The organism is Mesorhizobium sp. M0618, assembly GCF_040320765.1.
Lineage (GTDB): Bacteria > Pseudomonadota > Alphaproteobacteria > Rhizobiales > Rhizobiaceae > Mesorhizobium.
Map to the genome: position 1 here is coordinate 35,728 of NZ_JAMYQH010000041.1, position 21,321 is coordinate 57,048.

Sequence of the window (21,321 nt, forward strand, 5' to 3'; positions counted from 1 at the left end):
ATGCACTGACACTCAAGCCAGCTTGGCTAAGCCAGAATCTTTAAGTCTTTGAAATGACCTGACTATTTATGGTACCGTTGGCTGGGATCGAACCAGCGACCTCCGGATCCACAATCCGGCGCTCTAACCATCTGAGCTACAACGGCACGTTGCCCGAGCGGATCGAAACAGAAACTCATCCGCCCGCTCTGTCGTTCGGCGATGCGTCCTTACGGGCTTATGGATTCTAATTCAAGGCTTTTGGAAAGCAAAGGTCACTTCCCCACATCGACGCGGCATTTGCCTGGCAAGAAGGACCAGGCGCCGGACAAAGAAAAGGCCGGCGGGAGGAGGTGCCGGCCTTTTCCTGTTACGAGCCAGCGGGAGGAGGTGCTGGCTGGTCACCCCGGGGAACAGAGGGAGGAGGTTCCACTCACCGGGTATTCCTTGATGGCTGCCATCATACACCTGATCGTTTTTAAGAAAATGCGACCTTTTGTTGCATCTTCCGATCATGCGCAAATGTTAGGCAACCTTGATTTCCTTCATCGCCTTCTCGAAGGCGGTCTTGATCGGCTTGGAGACGTCCTCGGCCGCCTTGGAGGCAACGGCCTGGAAGTCCTTGGCCTGCTCGACGGTCGATTCGACGCGCTTGCGCAGGAAGGCGGTCTGCAGCTCGACGACTTCCGACAGCGACTTGGCGCCGATCAGGGCCTCGAGGTGGGAAAAACCGGCCTCGGCATTGGCACGCAAAGCGGAGATGGTCTTGAGCGACAGGTCGTTGGAAACGGTCTTGGCGGTCTCGTAGGTCGACTCCAGAGCCTTCTGGGTCTCCTCGGCGCCGGTCTTCAGCTTGGCGTAGGCCTCTTTCGACTGCTCAACGCCCTTTTCGGCGAAAGCGCGGATCTGGTCGGTGGCCTTGGAAGCGTCGAAGCTCGGGAATTCAACGTTTTCGATCGTCTCGGCGGTCTTGGTCCTGGACATTTTCCATCCTTTTCAGCGGCAGCGGCTTTGACAGAAAGCCGTCTCGTTCATGTATGATGGCAATATAAAGGCAAATTTTGTGCATTGCAATATCTTTGTTGCAGTGCACCATAAATTTCTTTGGGCCGTTAACCAAGAGCCCAGATTCCAGCCTTTGCACGTTCTGGCTTGTGGACCTTCGCGCCTCCGGCTTTTATTAACAAAGCGTTAACTGCAAAATCGCCGCTCCGTGAGGTCCGCCAAGCGCATGCCGTCCGAATATTCCTTCCTCGATGTCGCCGTGCTCGACGCGGTCCGCCAGCGCTTTGCGGCAGGCGACGCGATCGCGATCCTGTCGGCGGATCTGGAGCAGGTGATCTGGGCCAACGGGCCAGGAGCCGCGATGTTCGGTTATCCCGACATCGAGGCGATCATCGGCGCCTCGGCGCAGTTGCCCGTGATCGCCAGGCGCCAGATCATGGCGACCAGCGGATTTCCCGAGATTGGCAGTGACCGCGCCATCATGGTGCGGCTGGCGACCGGAATGACCAGCCGCGCCGTCGGCTTCCTGGCCAGTGCGGTGACCATGCCGGACGCCGAAAAGGCTATCATGCTGGCAGTGCCGGCGGCTCAGACGGGCTCGCGCAGTGCCGGCGAAATCGCCGCGCGCGCCATTAGCGGCTTCACCGAGGATGGTCATTTCATCGCCTTTGTCGATGCCCGGGGCAACGTCGAGGCGGCCTCGGAGGGATTTTCGGCGCTTGGCATCCTGCCGGAGACGCTGGCGGCACTGGTTGCGGACGTCGCAGCCGAGAGCGACCGCATCGTCAAGCGCCTTGTCCCCGGCGGCACGGCCTCCTATCCGGCTGGGCTGGCAAGATTAACCGAGGAGCGGCATCTGCTGGTGGTGATCGACGAGGACCAGCTCGACGACACCGCCCCCGCGGGCGAACATCCTACACAAACCATTGCCGAGGGGGCACCTGCTGGCGATGCGGCTTCCCAGCCGGAACAGGGTCGCCAGACACCGACCGACGAACCAGGCGCCGCGTTGCCGACCGAGGACGTCGCCGGATCGCGGCCGCATGCGATCGCCGACGCGACCGTACAGACGCCGACAGCGGCCAATAGCGATCAGCCGGCATTGGAGCGCACGCCGGCGCAGCACGACCATTGGTACTTCAACGCCGGCGAGGACGGAGGGCAACAGGCGCCGCGACCCGCCGCGCCCGGACCTGAAGCTCCGGCCGAACCGGCGGCCCTGGAAATCCAGTCCACTTCCGCGGCCACGCCGACGACCGTCTCGGCGATGGACCGCGCCGCGGCGCCGGTGCGTTTCGTCTGGCGCACCGATGCCGAAGGCAAGTTCAGCGCGCTGTCGCCGTATTTCGCCCACATCGTCGGCAAGCCGGCGGCCGACGTGATCGGCCGCCGCTTCAGGGATGTCGCCGCTACATTCGGCCTCGACCCCTCCGGCGAGATATCGGGGCTTCTCGAACGGCGCGATACCTGGTCCGGGCGCTCCGTGCTGTGGCCGGTCGTCGGCACCGACCTGAAGATACCGGTCGACCTGGCGGCGCTGCCTGTCTATGGCCGCAGCCGCGCCTTCGAGGGTTTCCGCGGCTTCGGCGTCGCCCGCGCCAGCGACGCGGTCGTCGATCCGGAGGCCATCGGCATGGCGCTGGTGCCCAATAGCCAGGCGCCGGCAACGCCGGAACCACAAGCCATCCAACCCGCACCCGAACAGCCGAACGCTGAGGAGCCCAAGGCCGAGGACACGCAGGCATCGGATCCGTTCAAGGGCGAGGTGCCGGCGTTGACTATCGTGCCGAAACAGGAGCGGCGCTTTGCCGACAAGGTGATCCGGCTCGCCGAACACCGCCAGCCAGCCAATGACAAGGGTCTGTCGACCCTGGAACGCAGCGCGTTCCGCGAAATCGGCGAGCGGCTGAAGAAGGATAGTGCTCCGGTCGAGCCGCCTGAGGCTGAGACTGCGGAGGCGTCGACAGCGGAGGCCGAGGCTCCGGTCAAGCCGTCCGACGACCCGATGCACAGCGGCGTCATCCCTGCGTCAGGGCCAGAGAACGAACCGGTCGAGCCACCCGATGTCGATGCCGAAGACGAGCGGGATCTGGTACGGCTTGACGGTCACGCGGACGAAGCGGCTCGTGAAGCCCCCCCTGGGATGAATGTGACGGGCTCGTTGCTCGACTATGCCGGCCAAGATGACGAACGTGGCTCCGTGGCGGCGGAACCAGAGAACACCGCTGCCGTTTCGCCCGGCGAAAAGCCTGAAGCCACTGACGCGACACATGATGGCCTCGATGACGACAGCATGACGTCAGCAGATTTTCGCGATGCCGAAGACAGTGAGGATTGGGCGCAGCCCGACGAGGAAGCCGCGCCGCCCGACGAGCAGGCGGTTGCCGAGGAAACCGTCGATGCAGGCGGCGACGCGGCGGAAATACGCGTCGAGCGCCCTCGCCTGCAGGTTCCGCCGCTCAAGGCCGAAGGGTTCGTGCCGTCGGCGTTTTCCGCCGGAGATGAACACAAGGCTCCGGACACGTCGCTGCTCGGCAAGCTCCCCGTGCCGCTGCTCATCCATTCCGGGGACCAGTTGCATTATGCGAATGAGGAATTCCTCAGCCTGACCGGCTACGAGGCGCTTGACGATCTGGCGGATGCGGGCGGCCTCGGCGCGTTGTTTGCCGACCCCTATGCCGATGACGGCGTTTCCGACGGCACCGATCGCGCGCTGCGGTTGAAAACACGTGACGGACAGGAATTCCCGATCGAGGCCATTTTGCGCTCGGTTCCCTGGCGCGACGGCAAGGCGCTGATGCTGGTCGTGCGACGCTCCGGCGAGGATGATGCGCCGGCGAGCCTGCATGTCGTTGGCGACGAGCAGACGCAGCCGGACATTTCCGAGCTCAAGGTGCGCATCGCCGAGATGCGCACCATTATCGACACCGCCACCGACGGCGTCGTGCTGATCGGCCGTGACGGCACCATCCGATCGATCAGCCGGCCGGCTGAAGCGCTGTTCGGCTTCGACAGCGACGATGTGACCGGCAAGCCGTTCGCCTCGCTGTTTGCGATTGAAAGCCAGCGCGCGGCACGCGACTATCTCAATGGGCTGTCCGAGCCCGGCGTGGCGAGTGTCATGAACGACGGCCGCGAGGTGATCGGGCGCGAATCGCAAGGACGCTTCATTCCGCTGTTCATGACCATCGGCCGGCTGCCCAACGACAGCGGCTTCTGCGCCGTCGTTCGCGACATCACGCAGTGGAAGCGGGCCGAAGAGGACTTGACGCAGGCACGTGCGGTGGCCGAGCGCGCGTCCTCGCAGAAGACCGATTTTCTGGCCCGCATCAGCCACGAGATCCGCACCCCGCTCAATGCCATCATCGGTTTTTCGGAATTGATGGTCGACGAGAAATTCGGACCTGTCGCCAACGACCGCTACCGCGACTATCTGCGCGATATCAACCGCTCGGGCAATCATGTGCTCGACCTGGTCAACGACCTGCTCGACATCTCCAAGATCGAGGCTGGCCAGCAGGAGATGGCCTATGAGGCGGTGTCGCTCAACGACACGCTGGCCGAAACGGTGGCGATGATGCAGCCGCAGGCCAACCGTGAACGGGTCATCATCCGCTCCAGCTTCGCTTCGCGGCTGCCGGAAGTGGTGGCCGACCTGCGCAGCGTGCGCCAGATCGCGCTCAACATCCTGTCGAATGCCATCCGCTACACCCAGGCCGGCGGCCAGGTGATCGTCTCGACCGCCTATGAGACGTCGGGCGACGTCGTCATGCGGGTGCGCGACACCGGCATCGGCATGAGCCATGCCGAGATCGAGCAGGCGCTGAAGCCGTTCAAGCAGATCAACGCCCTGAAGCGCGGACGCGGCGACGGGACCGGGCTTGGACTGCCGTTGACCAAAGCGATGGTGGAAGCCAACCGTGCCCGGTTCACCATCAATTCGACACCGGGCGAAGGCACCCTGGTCGAGGTGGCTTTTCCGTCGACCCGTGTGCTCGCGGAATAGGTCAGCCCTCTCCGCGGTTCGGTCCCGATAAAAAGAAAAGGCGCCCAAAGGACGCCTTAAGAGATGGGATTGCTGTCACAACGGGGGCTTGAGCGAATTCGGATCCTCGGGGCTGAGGAACGGGATTTCTCCCTCAAGTTACGTGCGACTATCGACGCCGGACCTTAACAACTCCTTACCGGGGCGCCGGAAAATTTACGAATGTGTACCACTCATGAAATCTAGGTAAATTCTAGCGAGATATTTCGTTAACCATGCCGGCTGCCAATTACTCGGCCAGCTGAGGCAGGTTCTTGAACAGCTCGAGCGCCTCTGGATTGGCGAGTGCCTCCTTGTTCTTGATGGCGCGGCCATGCACGACATCGCGCACCGCGAGTTCGGTGATCTTACCCGACTTGGTGCGGGGAATATCCGACACGGCAACGATCCTGGCCGGGACATGGCGGGGACTGGCGCCACTGCGGATCTTGGCGCGGATGCGTTTTTCCAGATTCTCGTCGAGCTGCACGCCGGCGGACAGGCGCACGAACAGTACGACGCGCACGTCGTTGTCGAAGTCCTGTCCGATGCACAGTGCTTCCAGGATCTCAGGCATCTGCTCGACCTGATTGTAGATCTCCGCCGTGCCGATCCTCACCCCGCCCGGGTTGAGCGTGGCGTCGGAGCGGCCATGGATGATGAGGCCGCCATGCTCGGTCCATTCGGCGAAATCGCCATGACACCAGACATTGTCGAAGCGTTCAAAATAGGCCGCCCGGTACTTCTTGCCATCGGGGTCGTTCCAGAAGCCGATCGGCATCGCCGGAAAGGCTTTTGCGCAGACCAGCTCACCCTTTTCCTGCCGGACCGGCCTACCGTCGTCGTCCCAGACATCGACTGCCAGGCCGAGGCCGGGTCCCTGGATCTCGCCGGTCCAGACCGGCTGCGTCGGCACGCCGAGCACGAAGCAGGAGACGATGTCGGTGCCGCCGGAGACCGAGGCCAGATGCACGTCCTTCTTGATGCCGTCATAGACGAAGCGGAAATCTTCCGGCGACAGCGGCGAGCCGGTGGAGGAGATTGCCCGCACAGTGGCCAGATCATGCGTGCGGATCGGCTTGAGACCGGCCTTGCGCACGGAATCGATGAATTTGGCCGAGGTGCCGAAAAAGGTCATCTTCTCGGCATCGGCGAAATCGAACAGCACATTGCCGTCGGGATAGAATGGCGAACCGTCATAGAGCAGCAGCGTGGCACCCGAAGCGAGCCCCGACACCAGCCAGTTCCACATCATCCAGCCGCAGGTGGTGAAGTAGAAGAAGCGGTCGCCGTCGGTGAGACCGGCATGCAGCTGGTGTTCCTTGACATGCTGGATCAGCGTGCCGCCGGCCGAATGGACGATGCATTTGGGAATGCCGGTCGTTCCCGACGAAAACAGGATGTAGAGCGGATGCGAAAACGGCAGCGGCTCAAAAGTGACAGGCTTGCCGGCGAAGGGCGACAGCGCCTCTTCCAGCGCTACCGCCTTGTCGATGGTCCCGGCGACATCGCTCGATGTGCCGAGATAGTCGACGACCAGGATCTTGCGGACAGTGCCGAGCTTGGCCGCGACCGCGGCGATCTTGTCGGCGACTTCGATCGCCTTGCCATTGTACCAATAGCCATCCGGCGCGATGAAGACGACGGGCTCGATCTGGCCGAACCTGTCGAGTACGCCCTGCTCGCCGAAATCGGGAGAGCAGGACGACCAGACGGCACCGATCGAGGCGGCGGCCAGCATGGCGGCGACGGTCTCCGGCATGTTGGGCATCATGGCGGCAATGCGGTCGCCCTTCTTCACCTTGAGCGACAGGAAAAGCTGCTGCAGCCGCGAGGTCAGCGCGTGCAACTCGTTCCAGGACAGCCGGCGCTCGACCTTGTCTTCGCCGCGAAACACGATTGCGTCGCCTGAGCCGGTCTTCTTCAGCAGATTCTCGGCGAAATTCAGTGTCGCATCGGGAAAGAAAGAAGCGCCGGGCATCTTGTCGCCGTCGACGAGCAGGTTATCGCCCTTGTCGCCGACGATGCCGCAGAAATCCCAGATCAGGCTCCAGAACCCTTCACGGTCCTCGACCGACCAGGCGTGAAGCTGCGAATACGAGGAAAACGCTACGTCGGCTTTCACTCCGGCGGCCTTGGTGAAGGCGGTCAAGGGTGCTGCGTCAATCTGGTCTTGCGTCGGGGTCCAGAGCGGTTGTCCGGCAGCCATGATCGTTCCTCCACGGTCGCCATCGCTTATGCATATCGCAGCGCAGCAGAGCAAGATTTTGTTCGGCTGATGCGACCAGATGTGCGCAAATGCCATCGCCGGGCCATAAAGACTTGAAATGCCTCAGCCCTAAGTCGTAGTGACAACTTGAAGTCGTGGTGGCGGCCGGAAGTGTGGTCACGACTGCAGTCGTAGTGACGACTGGGGGTCGTGGTGACGACTGGAAGTCGTGGTGACGACTGGGTTACACCCGTCGGGCGATTTGTCGGAATGGAAGCATACGGGGCCATATGCCATCATCTATGATCCGGCGCGGAATATGGGCGATCGGCGCTGCCGTGATCGTCATCGCGCTGGTTGTTGCCGCCCTGCCGCTGATCGCCTCCACCCGTATCGTGCGCGACCGCATCGCTTGGGAAATGAGCGCGTGGAGCGGCTTCCGGGTCGCCATCGACGGTTCGCCGCGCATCGAGGTCTGGCCGACATTCCGGGCAATCCTGACCGATGTGACGCTTTCACAATGGACCGACACCGAGGCGCCGCCTGTGGTCGAGGCAGAACGGGTCGAGGTCGACCTTTCCGCCATGGCGGCGCTGCGCGGCGACGTGGTGTTTTCGACGGCGCGGCTGGTGCGGCCGACGATCCGGGTTCAGCGCACGCCTGCCGGCCTTTTCCTGCCCGCTGTCCCCACCGGCGGGCGCATCACGCGTTCCATCGACACGGCGCGCGGCGTGGTCAATGCCGACCCCGCCAAGCCGGACCTCGGCAAGCTGCCTACCGACACCTTCGGCACGGTCGAGTTTCGCGACGGCCGTATGGTCGCCTCCATCGGCGGCAAGGACGTCGAGATCCTGAGCAGTTTGAACGGTCAGGCGAATTGGGCGGCGATGAACAGCAATGCGACGCTGTCGGCAACAGGGATCTGGCGGGGCGAAAGCGTCGCGCTGGACGTCGCCTCGGCCAGACCGCTTGTGCTGTTTGCCGGCGGCACGGCGCCGCTGACGCTGTCCTTCAAGGCGGCACCCGCCACCTTCTCGTTCGACGGCACGGCCAGCATGTCTGAAAATACCTATTTCGACGGTCAGGCGAAGTTCTCGGCACCCTCGCTGCGGCGTGTCCTGGAATGGTCGCAGGCCGGCATCGCTCCGGGTGCGGCGATCGGCTCGGTCAGCATTTCGAGCAAGATCACCGCGACCGGCGGGCGCGTCAAGTTCGACAACACGGCGATTGCGCTCGACAACAATCCGGGGATGGGTGCACTGGACCTCTCGCTTGGTGAAGCACAACCGGTAATCTCCGGCACGCTCGCCTTCGACACGCTCGACCTCAGATCGTTTCTGTCAGCCTTCACCCCGCTGGTGCCGACCGGAGGGGCGGGGCCCGGCGAAATCGACACAAGTTTCGCCGACAAGATCAATCTCGATCTCAGGCTGTCGGCGGCGCACGCCACGGCGGGGCCGATCCAGCTCGCCGACGTCGCCGCCACCGCCCAGGTCAAGGATGGTCTGTCCGTCTTCGACATCTCCGATGCCTCGGCCTTCGGCGGCAACATCCAGACCAGCCTTCGCTTCGATCGCAAGCCGGAAGGCTCGCAGGTCGAAATCCGCCTTCTGGCGTCCGACATCGACGGCGGTGCTTTCGGTACGGCGGCAGGGATGACGCGGCTGGTGCCAGTCGGCACGGGCACCGTCTCGGTGATCCTCAAGGGGCCGGGCAGAACCTGGGATTCCATCTTCGACAATGCCGACGGCTCGGTCTCGGCGACCTTCGGGCCGGGTGCGTTGAGCAAGCTCAACCTGCCGGCCTTCCTCAAACATACCGAACAGGGCGGCTTCTTCGCGCTCGACGATGTCTCTGACGGAACATTGCCGATCGACGGCGCCGAGATCAAGGCCACCATTTCGAAGGGCGTGGCGCGGATCGACAAGGCCGAGGCCAATTCAGCGAAGTACAAGATCTGGCTGTCCGGCATCGCGTCCTACGCCGGGCGCGGACTGGCCTTGTCCGGCGGCGTCATTCAGCCTGAGCAGGCGGCAACGCAGGCCAACGGCCAGCAAGGTCCCAACCAGTCGTCGTTCTTCGTCGGCGGGACATGGAGCACGCCGTTCATTTCCCCGATCAGCCGCGGCGTTTCGGGGGAATAGGCCGCCACCGCGCCTCCTATCTTTCACCCGCGCTGCGCGGCCTGCTCGTCGAGCTGGCGCTGCACCTCACGCCGTTTGTTGGCAAGCGAGGCGATGATGACGCCAATCGCCACGACGGCGATCAGAATGGTACAGGCGGCGTTGATTTCCGGCGTCACGCCGAGGCGAACCTGGCTGTAAATCTTCATCGGCAGCGTCGTCGCGCCCGGCCCGGAGGTGAAGCTGGCGATGACCAGATCGTCGAGCGAAAGGGTGAAAGCCAGCATCCAGCCGGAGACGATCGCCGGCATGATAACCGGCAATGTGATCTGGAAGAAGGTCTTCACCGGCGTTGCGCCAAGATCCATCGCGGCTTCTTCCAGCGAGCGGTCGAAGGTCATGAGGCGCGACTGCACGACCACGGCGACGAAGCACATGGTCAGCGTGATGTGGGCGAGCGTCACGGTGAGGAAGCCGCGGTCGAGCCCGACGGCGACAAAGAGCAGCAGCAGCGACAGGCCGGTGATGACTTCCGGCATGACCAGCGGCGCAAAGACCATGCCGGAGAATAGCACCCTGCCCTTGAAGCGCGTGTAGCGGGTCAAGGTGAGTGCCGCCAGGGTGCCCAGCACCGTCGCAACCGTGGCCGAGATCAGGCCAACACGCGCCGTCACCCAGGTCGCGTCCATGAGGCCTTGGTTGTGGAACAGCGAGACGTACCATTTGGTCGAGAAACCGCCCCAGACCGTGACCAGTTTCGATTCGTTGAACGAGAAGACGATGAGCAGCACGATCGGCAGATAGAGAAAGGCAAATCCAAGCACGATCGAGGTGATGTTGAAGCGGCTCCAGGTGGCGTTCATGAGGTCACCTGTCCATTTCCTGAGCGCGCGCCTGGGCCCGCTGGAAGAGCATGATCGGCACGATCAGCAGCAACAGCAGGATGACGGCGACGGCCGACGATACCGGCCAGTCGCGATTGGCGAAGAACTCGTTCCACAACGTCTTGCCGATCATCAGCGTCTGCGATCCGCCGAGCAGATCGGGAATGACGAACTCGCCGACGGCCGGAATGAACACCAGCAGACAGCCCGCGATGACGCCGGGCAGCGATAGCGGGAAGGTGATCTTCCAGAACGCGCTGGTCGGCGGACAGCCGAGATCCTTGGCTGCCTCGATCAGCGAATAGTCCATCTTCTCAAGCGCGGAATAGAGCGGCAGCACCATGAACGGCAGGTAGGAATAGACGATGCCGATGAAGATCGCCGTATAGGTGTTGAGGATGATCAGCGGCTGGTGGATGACGCCGGTGGCGAGCAGCAGCTGATTGAGCAGCCCTTCGGGCTTGAGAATGCCGATCCAGGCGTAGACGCGGATCAGGAACGAGGTCCAGAACGGCAGGATCACCAGCATCAGCAAGGTCGGGCGGATCGTCGCCGGCGCGCGCGCCATGCCGTAGGCGATGGGATAGCCGACGAGCAGTGTCAGGACCGTCGAGACCGCGGCGATGATTACGCTGGTCACATAGGCGTTGAAGTAGAGCGCGTCCTGCGTCAGCCAGGCGTAGTTGTCGAGGCTGAGTTGTTTCAGCTGGGCGAGGAACCCGGAAACTCCGCCGCTGAAATCGAGCGCCGGCGTATAGGGCGGAATGGCGATCGCCGTCTGCGACAGCGAGATCTTGAAGACGATGACGAACGGAATGAGGAAGAAGAACAGCAGCCAGACATAAGGGATGATGATGACCAGTCGGCCAACGAAGGCAGCACCCAGCCTGGCGAGGATGGATTTGCCGGCATTGGTCGTCGGAGAGGCTGATGCGGTGGTGACGGCGGCGCTCGACATGGTCGCCCCTACCGCGTCAGCACGACGCCGGCGTCGGGCCGGAAGGAAACCCAGGCGCGGTCGTTCCAGCTCAACGGATCCTCGGTGATGCGGGCCGCGTTCATGGTGCTGGCGCGCACCACCTGGCCGTCGTCCAGCCTGACATGATAGACGGTCATGTCGCCGAGATAGGCGATGTCGTAGACCTCGCCCTCGATGGCGTTGACCGCCTCGGCCGGTTTCTTCGACGACACCTTGATCTTTTCGGGCCTGATGGCGAAGGTGACGGCCGTCCCGGCGCCGGCGGTGCCGGCATTGTCGGTGCGGATGGTGATGCCGTTGCCGGCATCGATGCTGGCGCTGCCGGCCTCGCCACGCGCGATCTTGCCCTCGAACATGTTCACATTGCCGACGAAGCCGGCGACGAAGCGGGACCCCGGCGCCTCGTAGACTTCGGCCGGCGTTGCCACCTGCATCACCTCGCCCTTGTCGATGATGGCGATGCGATCGGCCATGGTCATCGCCTCTTCCTGGTCGTGGGTGACGACGACGAAGGTGAGGCCGAGGTTCTGCTGCAGGTCCATCAGTTCGAACTGCGTCTCCTCGCGCAGCTTCTTGTCGAGAGCGCCAAGCGGCTCGTCGAGCAGCAGCACTTTCGGCCGTTTGGCGACCGAACGGGCGAGCGCGACGCGCTGGCGCTGGCCGCCGGACAGCTGATGCGGCTTGCGCTTGGCGAACTGCTCGAGCTTGACCAACTTCAGCATCTCGGCAACGCGCGACGCGATCTCGGGCTTCGGCATGCCGTCCTGCTTGAGGCCGAAGGCGATGTTGTTCTCGACCGTCATGTGCGGGAACAGCGCGTAGGACTGGAACATCATGTTGACCGGCCGCCGGTAGGGCGGGATGCCGCGCAGATCCTGGCCATCGAGCAGGATGCGGCCGGCTGTCGGCTCCTCGAAGCCGGCGAGCATCCTGAGCAGCGTCGATTTTCCACAACCAGAGGCGCCGAGCAGGGCGAAGAACTCGCGCTCGAAGATGGTCAGCGACAGATTGTTGACGGCGGTGAAGTCACCGAACTTCTTGGTGACGTTGTCGAACTGGATGTACGGCTTGGCATTCGGGTCGTTCCACGGTGCAAAATCCCTGCGGATGCTGCCAAGCGATTTCATGTCCCACTCCGTCCTGATTCTTGCTTCTTACCCCAGGTAGAAACGGTCCCGGCAGGTGGCTGCCGGGACCGTGTCGGATTGCTTACTGGCCAGTGACGATCTTGGTCCAGGTGCGCGTGATGACGCGCTGGGTCTTGGGATCGTATGGCGAGACGGTGTAGAGCTTCTTTATGGTCTCGGCATCGGGATAAACCGAAGGATCCTCCAACAGTGCCTTGTCGACGAATTGCTGCGAGGCCTTGTTGCCGTTTGCGTAGAGCACGTAGTTCGACGACTTGGCGATAACTTCCGGCTTCATCATGTAGTTGATGAACTCGAGCGCCTCCGCGACATGCGGCGCGTCGGCAGGGATCGCCATCTGGTCGAACCACATCTGCGCGCCCTCCTTCGGCACGGAATAGCCGATTTCGACGCCCTGCTTGGCCTCGACCGCGCGGTTGCGGGCCTGGAACACGTCACCCGACCAGCCGACCGCCAGGCAGATATCGCCGTTGGCAAGCGCGTTGATGTATTCGGAGGAGTGGAACTTCCTGATGTAAGGCCGGACCTTGAGCAAGGTCTCCTCGGCCTTGGCGATATCATCGGGTGACGTGCTGTTCGGGTCGAGGTCGAGATATTTCAACGCCGCCGGGATGATGTCTGCCGGCGAGTCCAGCACGTAGACGCCGCAGTCCTTCAATTTCGCCAGGCTGTCGGGATTGAAGAAGACATCCCAGCTGTCGATCTTGTCGGTGCCGAGTGCCGCCTGCACCTTCTTGATGTTGTAGCCGATGCCAACCGTGCCCCACATGTAGTTGACCGAGTATTCGTTGCCGGGGTCGTACTTGGCGGTGCGCTCGGTAACCGTATCCCACATGTTGGAAATGTTGGGCAGTTTCGACTTGTCGAGCTTCTGGAACACGCCGGCCTGGATCTGGCGCGCGAGGAAGTTGCCGCTGGGCACGACGACGTCGTAGCCGCTGCCGCCGGCAAGCAGCTTGGTTTCCAGGATTTCGTTGGAATCGAAGGTGTCATAGACGACCTTGATGCCGGTTTCCTTGGTGAAATCGTCGATGATCGAACTGTCGATGTAGTCCGACCAGTTGAAGACGTTGACGACACGATCCGCGGCGTGACCGCCGACGGTGACAAGTGTCAGGAATGCCGAGGTAGCCGAAAGCCAGAGCGCTTTGCGGATCATGCTATTCTCCTTTGATGAGTGTTCCTTCACCGGCTCGTCGCGATATCAGCGCGACCGGCATTTTCTTCAGACTATTGAGCTTTCCAAGGGGCGACAAGCGCGAACTGCCGAGACCATGCAGGCGGTTCGATGAGATGGCTCGATGCCCCTGAGGCGGGCTGGGAGGCATACCGTCATAGGCTTTCGCCGTGGCGCGGGCAGAGATACGACGATATTGTCCGGTCTCGATCGGACCGGCTGGGAGACTTGGCAAGATACGCCTGTCTTGTTGTTGCCGTATTCCCAGCCTGCCCGTGCTGCAGCGACGTTGTCAATGGCAAAGCTGCAGGCCGCTTCAATTAGGCGACGGCACCCCGGTGACCCCGGCGCGTTCGGGCCGTGCCTGGCGCTTGAATTCGAGCCCGATATGGACGAGCAGCGCCGTGACAACCACCGCACCGCCAATGATGGTGCGCCCCGACGGCACCTCGGAATGGATGAGCCAGACCCATATCGGACCGAGGATCGGTTCGAACGTGCCGAGCAGCGCCGCGATGGCCGCCGGTATCAGCCGCGCTCCGGTGGCGAAGAAGGCGAGGCCGAGGCCGAGATTGACCACGCCGAAGGCAAACAGAAAGCCCATGTCGCTGACCGACACGGCGAAGGTCGATGCCTGCGAGACGGCAAAGCCGGCCGCGAGCATGGTGCCGAGGCACGTCGCTGGCGTCATGCGCACGCCGGAAAACCGCCGGGTGATGACGGTGGCGACCGAGAACATGACCGCGATCAACAGCGCCAGCCCATCGCCTATGGGCGAGACGGCGCCATCCAGCGATTCCGACACCATGATGGCGACGCCGGCAATGACGGCGGCAATCGCCACCCAGGTCGCGGCACCAACCCTTTCGCGGAACAATGCCCAGGCAAACAGCGCCGCCAGAAGCGGCACGCCTGCCTGCATCAACAGGATGTTGGCGACGGTGGTGTAGGCCAGCGCCACGACGAAGGCGGTCGATGCGGTGGCAAAGCAGATCCCGACGGCAAGGCCGGGCAGACCCATGTCGCGGAACAGCTTCAGCGTGCCACGCCAGCCGTCGCGCCAGACCATGAAGCCGACCAGGAAGGCGGCTGCCCAGACGGAGCGCCAGAAAATGACCGTCCAGCTGTCACCGACAGTGATGAAGCGGGCGATGGTGCCGCCGAAACTCCACATCAGCGCCGACAGGAAGACCAAAAGCATGCCGACGCGTTCCTCGCGCGGCGAGACGGCTGGCGATGGGACGATCGGCGATGCGGTATCGATCATGAGCGCGACTGTCGGGCTTTTGTGGACGGAACGATGCGCAAGGGGCGACAAAAAGATGCTCTGTTCGCGTAACGCAAAGGCGCAGGCCGGAACTGAGCCAGCGGCCGGCGACAATTGTGGCACCTTGCCCATTTCAGAGGAACACGGCGTTACTGGAAATCGAAAGCACTCAGGCCCGTCACCATCTCGTCAAGGCCGAGCGGGCGCGTCACCGGCGGCTCGGCGCGCGCGAGGCAGCCGACGCGCTCGCAAAGCCGGCAGGCAGGCCCGACCGGCGTCGCCGCGACGGTGCCGGCCTTTGCGGTGATTGCCGCCCCGGGCAATGCCGCTCCATAGACGATTTCGTCACGAAAGCCGATGTCGCAACCGAGCAGCAGCGCGGTGCGGCGCGGGCGTTCCGAGAATGCGCCTTGCGGCCCTTCCAGCGTGCGGGCGATGCACAGGAACTCGGCGCCGTCGGGCATTTCCACCGCCTCGACGAAGACCTGGCCGGGTTGGGTGAAGGCAACATGCACGGGCAGCTTGGGACAGCCGCCGCCAAAGCGGCTTTGTGGAAACCCCTGGCTGCCGGCCTTGCGGAAGCGGTTGCCTGCATTGTCGACCTCCAGCATGAAGAACGGCACGCCGGAGACACCCTGCCGCTGCAGCATGGTCAGCCGGTTGGCTGCCTGTTCGAAGGAGACCCCGAAGCGCGAACGCAGGACATCGATGTCGTAGCGGGCGCGCACGGCAGCCGCATGAAAGGCCTGATAGGGCATCATCAGCGCATGCGCCGCATAACGGCCAAGTTCGAAGCGGGCCAGGCGGCGCGCCTCGTCGGTGCTCAGCTTGAGCGCCTGGATCTCGCCGGCGACCGCGACCGTCATGCGGATCAGGCAGGCCTCCATCGCGACTTCGCGCAACTGGTCGAACGGCGACAGGCGTTCGGACAGGAACAGGCGCTGCGAATGACGATCATAACGGCGGCGCCAGTTCGGCATGGTGGCGACCGGCAGCACCTTGACGACGATGCCATATTCGCGCTTCAGCCAGGCCTTCAGCGCGCCGAACAGATCGTCGCCGGGATCGAGCACCGAGGTGAACGCCGCGGCCTCCTCCTCGAGGGCAGCGAAATGGTTCGGCCGGCGCTCGAAAATCTCGTGCACCTCGTCGATCGGCAGGCGGGCGCCGGAAAGCGCCGTCGCCCGACCCTCGCGCGCCAAAAGCTCGTTGAGATCGGACAGGCGTTCGGCCTGCTCACGATAGGCGCGGAACAGTTTTATCACCGCCGCGGACGCGTTGGGCGCGGCCTCGGCAAGCTCGATCAGTTCCTGATCACCCGGCAACTCGCCGACCAGCAGAGGATCGGTGAACACTTCCTTCAAGGCAGCGACAGACCCCCTCGCCTCGCCCTGCAGCTCGTGTGGATCGACCTTGTAGACGGAGGCCAGTCTGAGGATCAGCTGCACCGTCAGCGGCCGCTGGTTGCGCTCGATCAGATTGAGATAGGACGGCGAAATGCCAAGACCCTCGGCCATCGCCGTCTGGGTCAGGCCCTTGGCGTTGCGGATGCGGCGGATGCGCGGCCCGGCGAAGATCTTCTGGTCAGCCACGACTGTCCTTACAGCATTTACACGAATTTTTTGGGCTCTGCCCCTTTACAAGAATGACAAATTACAACGCGCCGCTGTCAAACACAACACAGGTTTTCTCTTATATCTCCTCAGTTTTCTAGATTTCTGTGGCTGATCTCGCACAGAAATGTAAATCCAGTCATACCCCAAGACCCCCAATGCTTGACGCCTTGACACAGTTCAGCAATTCCTCGGAGTGACCAATGACTGATTTTTACAACCTCGTCCCATCGGCCCCGGAAGGTCGTTTCGACGGTATCGAACGGCCCTATTCCGCGGCTGATGTGAAGCGTCTGCGCGGTTCGGTGCAGATCCGTCAGAGCCTCGCCGAAATGGGTGCCAACCGGCTGTGGAAGCTCATCCATGAGGAGGACTTCGTCAACGCGCTCGGCGCCATGTCCGGCAATCAGGCGATGCAGCAGGTGCGCGCCGGGCTGAAAGCGATCTACCTGTCGGGCTGGCAGGTTGCCGCCGACGCCAACACGGCTGGCGCGATGTATCCGGACCAGTCGCTCTATCCGGCCAATGCAGCGCCCGAACTCGTCAAGCGCATCAACCGGACGCTGCAGCGAGCGGACCAGATCGAAACGTCCGAAGGCAACGGGCTTTCGGTCGAGACATGGTTCGCGCCAATCGTCGCCGACGCGGAGGCGGGTTTCGGCGGACCGCTCAACGCCTTCGAAATCATGAAGGCCTTCATCGAGGCGGGCGCCGCCGGCGTCCACTATGAGGATCAGCTTGCGTCGGAAAAGAAATGCGGCCATCTCGGCGGCAAGGTGCTGATCCCGACCGCGGCGCACATCCGCAACCTCAATGCCGCGCGCCTGGCGGCGGACGTGATGGGCACGCCGACCCTGGTCGTCGCGCGCACCGATGCGGAAGCCGCCAAGCTGCTCACCTCCGACATCGACGAACGCGACCAGCCTTTCGTCGACTACGACGCCGGGCGCACGGTGGAAGGTTTCTACCATGTCAGGAACGGCATCGAGCCCTGCATCGCCCGCGCCATCGCCTATGCGCCTTACGCGGATCTGATCTGGTGCGAGACCTCGAAACCCGACCTGGCACAGGCCAGGAGATTCGCTGAGGGCGTGCGCAAGCATCATCCCGACAAGCTGCTCGCCTACAATTGCTCGCCCTCGTTCAACTGGAAGAAGAACCTCGACGACGCGACGATCGCCAGATTCCAGAAGGAGCTCGGCGCCATGGGCTACAAGTTCCAGTTCATCACGCTCGCCGGCTTCCACCAGCTCAACTATGGCATGTTCGAGCTGGCGCGCGGCTACAAGGCACGGCAGATGGCGGCCTATTCCGAGTTGCAGGAAGCGGAGTTCGCGGCCGAGGCCAATGGCTACACCGCGACCAAGCACCAGCGCGAGGTCGGCACCGGCTATTTCGACGCCGTGTCTATGGCGATCACCGGCGGCAAGTCGTCGACCACCGCCATGCATGAATCGACCGAGCACGCGCAGTTCAAACCAGCCGCGGAATAGCGGACCGCAGAAATACAGAGGGAACGCCCAACAGGGCTTGGAACACAAGGAGAAGACCAATGGCATCGATAAGCCGCGTCAAGGAACGCGCCGAGGAACAGTCGACGACGATGAGCGTCGACCAGCAGGCGACGATCCGCATGCTGGCCAACGACCTGCACCGCCTCAACCAGTCGGTGATGAAGGCGGTCGAGGCGGGCGTCTCGGTCGAGCTCGTGCGCTCGGCACGACATCACGGCGGCGACGGCAACTGGGGCGATCTGCTGATCCCGGTCATCGTCACGCAGCAGAGCCACGGCTGACCGAATCCATGCAACCGACCCTTCACCTGCGCAGCCTCTGCGCAGGTGAATTTTCTTTTCATCAAGCTCACGTGTGGACAGTTGAGTACAGTAGCGTTGCTTGAAATTCACTGCTCCCGGCGATGATTTAGGGTACTTTTATTTCAACTTGACATAGGCTCCGATCTCACGCCAATTGCGCTCCGGATTCAACTCTGCATTGAAATAGGGGCGAGCTTCTTGGCCGACTTGTGTGCCCGGTGAACCGCGAAGGCGAGACTCCAAGACATCCGAATCTGGCGACCCGTGACTCGAGCGCCGAGGCGATCCGTGATCCGTCGCAGGTGCTTGTCGTCGGGAAATCGCCAATCAATCGCGTGGTGATTTCAAAGATCGTCGAGCGATCCGGGCTCAAGCCGATTTCGGAATCTCCCGACACGGCGGCAAGGATCTTGCGGTCCCTCATTCCCGGTGTGGTTGTCCTTGACGGCGGCGCCGACAACAAGGACTGCGAGAACCTGATGTCCAGCATCGCCGCGTTGCGCCGCGCCTCGGGCAAATCGCTGCCACCGGTAATCCTGCTGTCAACCAAGAATGGCGCGACGGAAAGTCTGGGCCTGTCTGGTATCATCGACGTGGTGGTCGCCAAGCCGATCACGCCCGAACGGTTGCAACCGGTGATCGATCGTCTCATCGGCCGCTAAGCTAATTGCGGGAAAGTGTGTAACGGTTTTCCGTCCGGAATTGAGCAAATTAGGTAAGGCCCGGCAATCACGGATCGATGATGCTTTCGATCAATCCGGGCAGTTGTCCGAGATCGGATATCTGGCGGAACCTCGATTCGGTTACCGGCGCTTCGACATGCTCCAGCACCCAAGTCAGTTCGTGCGGCACATGGACACCCCAGCCGCCGGCCTCGATGGCCGGCACCACATCCGACTTCAGCGAGTTGCCGACCATCATGCTTTTCGCGGCACCATCGCCGTGGCGGCTGAAGATCCTCCTATAGGTGGCGGCATTCTTGTCGCTGACGATCTCGACCGCGTCGAACAGATCGCCAAGGCCAGAGCCAGCCAGCTTGCGCTCCTGATCGAAGAGGTCGCCCTTGGTGATCAGCACAAGCCGGAATGCGCCGGCAAGCTTTTCGACCGTCTCGCGGGCGTGCGGCAAGGCCTCGATCGGATGACTCAGCATTTCGCGGCCGGCATCGAGAATCTCTGCTATGACCGAGGCCGGTACGCGGCCTTGCGTGACCTCGATCGCCGTCTCGATCATCGACAGGGTAAATCCCTTGATGCCGAAGCCATAGACGGCGAGGTTGCGCCTTTCGGCCTCCAGCAATCGTGCCGAGATATGCTCGGCTTCGCCATGGTCGACGAGCATGGCGGCAAAGCGCTTTTCCGTCAGCCGGAAGAACTGCTCGTTCTGCCACAGCGTGTCGTCGGCGTCGAAGCCGATCGTCGTCAGTTTGCCGTTGGGCCGCATTCAATTTCTCGATTAAGATTTGGGCCTCGATTGGAATTGGGACGGTCGAGACTAAGCCGATTGGCGTGATTTTCAACCGCGCCGGCCAATGCCCGACGCGGCTCCCCTTCCCTTCCACAGGGGGGCACGGCTATACTCCACAATCCGCAACCCAATCTGGTGAATGATGCCGCCTGCAAAAAAGGAAGTCCGTCCGTCGAGCCGCGGAGGACGCGCCCGCACGCCTGCCTTCGTGAAAAATCAACGGGGCGTCAAGAACTGGAAGGAAGTCAGCGCCTGGCTGGAGTGGCGCGGCATCGAGGACATCGAGTGCATCACGCCCGATCAGGCAGGCGTTGCGCGTGGCAAGATGATGCCATCGAAGAAATTCACCTCCAACACCTCGCTGGCACTGCCTTCGGCTGTCTTCATGACGACGATCTCCGGCGGCTACCCCGAGGATGGCAATGGCTTCCATTATCCGGAAGACGACGGCGACCTTAAACTGATGCCCGACCTGTCGACGCTGACGGTGGTGCCCTGGGAAGAAGACCCGACGGCCGCGGTCATCTGCGATCTCGTCCACCAGGACGGACGCTCGGTCGAGTTCACGCCGCGCAACGTGTTGAAGCGTGTGGTGGCTGCCTATGACAAGCTCGGCCTGAAGCCGGTGGTGGCGCCCGAGATCGAGTTCTACCTGGTGCGCAAGAATCCCGATCCGGACTATCCGCTGACGCCGCCGGTCGGCCGTTCTGGACGCGCAATCGGCGGCGGCGCCGGCTATTCGATCGCCGGTGTCAACGAATTCGACGAACTGATCGACGACATCTACCATTTCTCCGAAAGCCAGGGCCTGGAGATCGATACGCTGATCCACGAGGAAGGTGCCGGGCAGCTGGAGATCAATCTGCGCCATGGCGACCCGATCGAGCTGGCCGATCAGGTGTTCATGTTCAAGCGCACCATTCGCGAGGCGGCGCTGAAGCACGAGATCTACGCCACCTTCATGGCCAAGCCGATCCAGGGGCAACCCGGCTCCGCCATGCACATCCATCAGTCGATCATCGACAAGAAGACCGGACAGAACATCTTTTCGGCCGCTGACGGCTCGGAAACCGACGATTTTTTCCACTTTATCGGCGGCATGCAGAAGCATGTGCCGAACGCGCTGGTGATGTTCGCGCCCTACGTCAATTCCTACCGCCGGCTGACACAGGCGGCGTCGGCGCCGGTCAACAACAAATGGGGCTATGACAACCGCACCACGGCATTTCGCGTGCCACGTTCGGATCCGGCGGCTCGGCGCGTCGAAAACCGCATCCCGTCCTCCGATGCCAACCCCTATCTAGCGCTTGCGGCATCGCTTGCCTGTGGGCTGATCGGCATCACCAACAAGATCAAGGCCGAGCCCCCCGTCCTCACAACGGCCAATGCCGACGAGATCGACCTGCCGCGCGGCCTGCTCGAAGCCGTCGACCTGTTCGAGGGCGACGAGGAACTCTGCGCGCATCTGGGCAAGTCCTTCGCCGCCACCTATGCGGCGATCAAACGGGCGGAGTTCGAGACCTTCATGGAAGTGATCAGCCCGTGGGAGCGGGAGTATCTGTTGCTGAATGTTTAGGGGAGTAGGGGAGTAGGGGAGTAGGGGAGTAGGGGAGTAGGGGAGTAGGGGATT

The 21,321-nt window shown here is 62.7% G+C and carries 15 protein-coding genes and 1 tRNA gene; 6 read left to right on the forward strand and 10 right to left on the reverse strand.

The features are described from left to right. Window positions 1-69 precede the first annotated feature (69 nt). Both NKJ04_RS30330 and NKJ04_RS30335 read right to left on the reverse strand, forming a co-directional pair. Window positions 70-146: transfer RNA gene (locus NKJ04_RS30330), tRNA-His, on the reverse strand. A 358-nt stretch (window positions 147-504) separates the two neighbouring features. Further along, window positions 505-963 (reverse strand): phasin, encoded by a 459-nt coding sequence (locus NKJ04_RS30335; RefSeq protein WP_013530255.1) that lies wholly within the window; start codon window positions 961-963, stop codon window positions 505-507. Window positions 964-1,210: 247 nt separating this feature from the next. Here NKJ04_RS30335 and NKJ04_RS30340 point away from each other — a divergent pair, with 247 nt between their 5' ends. After that, entirely contained in the window at window positions 1,211-4,990 is a 3,780-nt protein-coding gene (locus NKJ04_RS30340; protein ID WP_352679269.1) for a PAS domain S-box protein, read from the forward strand. A gap of 268 nt (window positions 4,991-5,258) precedes the next feature. Here the strand turns inward: NKJ04_RS30340 and NKJ04_RS30345 are convergent, their stop codons facing one another. Then, entirely contained in the window at window positions 5,259-7,217 is a 1,959-nt protein-coding gene (locus NKJ04_RS30345) for an acetoacetate--CoA ligase (RefSeq protein ID WP_352679272.1), read from the reverse strand. 290 nt (window positions 7,218-7,507) lie between these two features. On the opposite strand from NKJ04_RS30345, the gene NKJ04_RS30350 reads away from it, so the two are divergent. Beyond that, window positions 7,508-9,361: an AsmA family protein gene (locus NKJ04_RS30350; protein WP_352679275.1), complete on the forward strand. Its 1,854-nt coding sequence runs from the start codon at window positions 7,508-7,510 to the stop codon at window positions 9,359-9,361. A gap of 23 nt (window positions 9,362-9,384) precedes the next feature. Here the strand turns inward: NKJ04_RS30350 and NKJ04_RS30355 are convergent, their stop codons facing one another. The 6 genes from NKJ04_RS30355 to NKJ04_RS30380 form a co-directional block, all read right to left on the reverse strand. Further along, the gene (locus tag NKJ04_RS30355; protein ID WP_013530251.1) at window positions 9,385-10,203 is read right to left on the reverse strand and encodes an ABC transporter permease; all 819 of its coding nucleotides are present in this window, start codon (window positions 10,201-10,203) and stop codon (window positions 9,385-9,387) included. A 4-nt stretch (window positions 10,204-10,207) separates the two neighbouring features. Further along, on the reverse strand, window positions 10,208-11,182 hold the full coding sequence (locus NKJ04_RS30360; RefSeq protein ID WP_023809176.1) for an ABC transporter permease subunit: 975 nt from the start codon (window positions 11,180-11,182) through the stop codon (window positions 10,208-10,210). An 8-nt stretch (window positions 11,183-11,190) separates the two neighbouring features. Continuing rightward, window positions 11,191-12,330, reverse strand: a complete 1,140-nt coding sequence (locus NKJ04_RS30365) for an ABC transporter ATP-binding protein (protein ID WP_013530249.1) — start codon at window positions 12,328-12,330, stop codon at window positions 11,191-11,193. A gap of 82 nt (window positions 12,331-12,412) precedes the next feature. Further along, complete coding sequence (locus NKJ04_RS30370) at window positions 12,413-13,510, reverse strand: polyamine ABC transporter substrate-binding protein (RefSeq protein ID WP_352679279.1); 1,098 nt, start codon at window positions 13,508-13,510, stop codon at window positions 12,413-12,415. A 334-nt stretch (window positions 13,511-13,844) separates the two neighbouring features. Then, window positions 13,845-14,795: a DMT family transporter gene (locus tag NKJ04_RS30375; RefSeq protein WP_352679282.1), complete on the reverse strand. Its 951-nt coding sequence runs from the start codon at window positions 14,793-14,795 to the stop codon at window positions 13,845-13,847. Between the two features lie 149 nt (window positions 14,796-14,944). Further along, on the reverse strand, window positions 14,945-16,387 hold the full coding sequence (locus tag NKJ04_RS30380) for a helix-turn-helix domain-containing protein (protein WP_352679285.1): 1,443 nt from the start codon (window positions 16,385-16,387) through the stop codon (window positions 14,945-14,947). Window positions 16,388-16,611: 224 nt separating this feature from the next. On the opposite strand from NKJ04_RS30380, the gene aceA reads away from it, so the two are divergent. From aceA to NKJ04_RS30395, 3 genes are all read left to right on the forward strand, one after another. Beyond that, complete coding sequence (gene aceA / locus NKJ04_RS30385) at window positions 16,612-17,901, forward strand: isocitrate lyase (RefSeq protein ID WP_023809180.1); 1,290 nt, start codon at window positions 16,612-16,614, stop codon at window positions 17,899-17,901. Window positions 17,902-17,960: 59 nt separating this feature from the next. Next, a complete protein-coding gene (locus NKJ04_RS30390; RefSeq protein WP_006202762.1) occupies window positions 17,961-18,203 on the forward strand; it encodes an SMc00767 family acetate metabolism repressor in 243 nt (80 codons plus the stop codon). Between the two features lie 230 nt (window positions 18,204-18,433). After that, window positions 18,434-18,886 carry an ANTAR domain-containing protein gene (locus NKJ04_RS30395; RefSeq protein ID WP_023809181.1) on the forward strand — a complete coding sequence of 151 codons (453 nt, stop codon included), beginning with the start codon at window positions 18,434-18,436 and terminating at the stop codon, window positions 18,884-18,886. Between the two features lie 67 nt (window positions 18,887-18,953). On the opposite strand, the gene NKJ04_RS30400 is transcribed toward NKJ04_RS30395, so the two are convergent. Continuing rightward, a complete protein-coding gene (locus NKJ04_RS30400; protein ID WP_023809182.1) occupies window positions 18,954-19,667 on the reverse strand; it encodes an HAD family hydrolase in 714 nt (237 codons plus the stop codon). Between the two features lie 163 nt (window positions 19,668-19,830). Here NKJ04_RS30400 and NKJ04_RS30405 point away from each other — a divergent pair, with 163 nt between their 5' ends. After that, entirely contained in the window at window positions 19,831-21,267 is a 1,437-nt protein-coding gene (locus NKJ04_RS30405; protein ID WP_027035719.1) for a glutamine synthetase family protein, read from the forward strand. Window positions 21,268-21,321 lie beyond the last annotated feature (54 nt).

What these genes read in the sequence shown, in the direction of transcription:
- NKJ04_RS30335 (WP_013530255.1), bottom strand. Translation starts at nt 963, where the DNA reads ATGTCCAGGACCAAGACCGCCGAGACGATCGAAAACGTTGAATTCCCG.
- NKJ04_RS30340 (WP_352679269.1), top strand. Translation starts at nt 1,211, where the DNA reads ATGCCGTCCGAATATTCCTTCCTCGATGTCGCCGTGCTCGACGCGGTC.
- NKJ04_RS30345 (WP_352679272.1), bottom strand. Translation starts at nt 7,217, where the DNA reads ATGGCTGCCGGACAACCGCTCTGGACCCCGACGCAAGACCAGATTGAC.
- NKJ04_RS30350 (WP_352679275.1), top strand. Translation starts at nt 7,508, where the DNA reads ATGCCATCATCTATGATCCGGCGCGGAATATGGGCGATCGGCGCTGCC.
- NKJ04_RS30355 (WP_013530251.1), bottom strand. Translation starts at nt 10,203, where the DNA reads ATGAACGCCACCTGGAGCCGCTTCAACATCACCTCGATCGTGCTTGGA.
- NKJ04_RS30360 (WP_023809176.1), bottom strand. Translation starts at nt 11,182, where the DNA reads ATGTCGAGCGCCGCCGTCACCACCGCATCAGCCTCTCCGACGACCAAT.
- NKJ04_RS30365 (WP_013530249.1), bottom strand. Translation starts at nt 12,330, where the DNA reads ATGAAATCGCTTGGCAGCATCCGCAGGGATTTTGCACCGTGGAACGAC.
- NKJ04_RS30370 (WP_352679279.1), bottom strand. Translation starts at nt 13,510, where the DNA reads ATGATCCGCAAAGCGCTCTGGCTTTCGGCTACCTCGGCATTCCTGACA.
- NKJ04_RS30375 (WP_352679282.1), bottom strand. Translation starts at nt 14,795, where the DNA reads ATGATCGATACCGCATCGCCGATCGTCCCATCGCCAGCCGTCTCGCCG.
- aceA (WP_023809180.1), top strand. Translation starts at nt 16,612, where the DNA reads ATGACTGATTTTTACAACCTCGTCCCATCGGCCCCGGAAGGTCGTTTC.
- NKJ04_RS30390 (WP_006202762.1), top strand. Translation starts at nt 17,961, where the DNA reads ATGGCATCGATAAGCCGCGTCAAGGAACGCGCCGAGGAACAGTCGACG.
- NKJ04_RS30400 (WP_023809182.1), bottom strand. Translation starts at nt 19,667, where the DNA reads ATGCGGCCCAACGGCAAACTGACGACGATCGGCTTCGACGCCGACGAC.
- NKJ04_RS30405 (WP_027035719.1), top strand. Translation starts at nt 19,831, where the DNA reads ATGATGCCGCCTGCAAAAAAGGAAGTCCGTCCGTCGAGCCGCGGAGGA.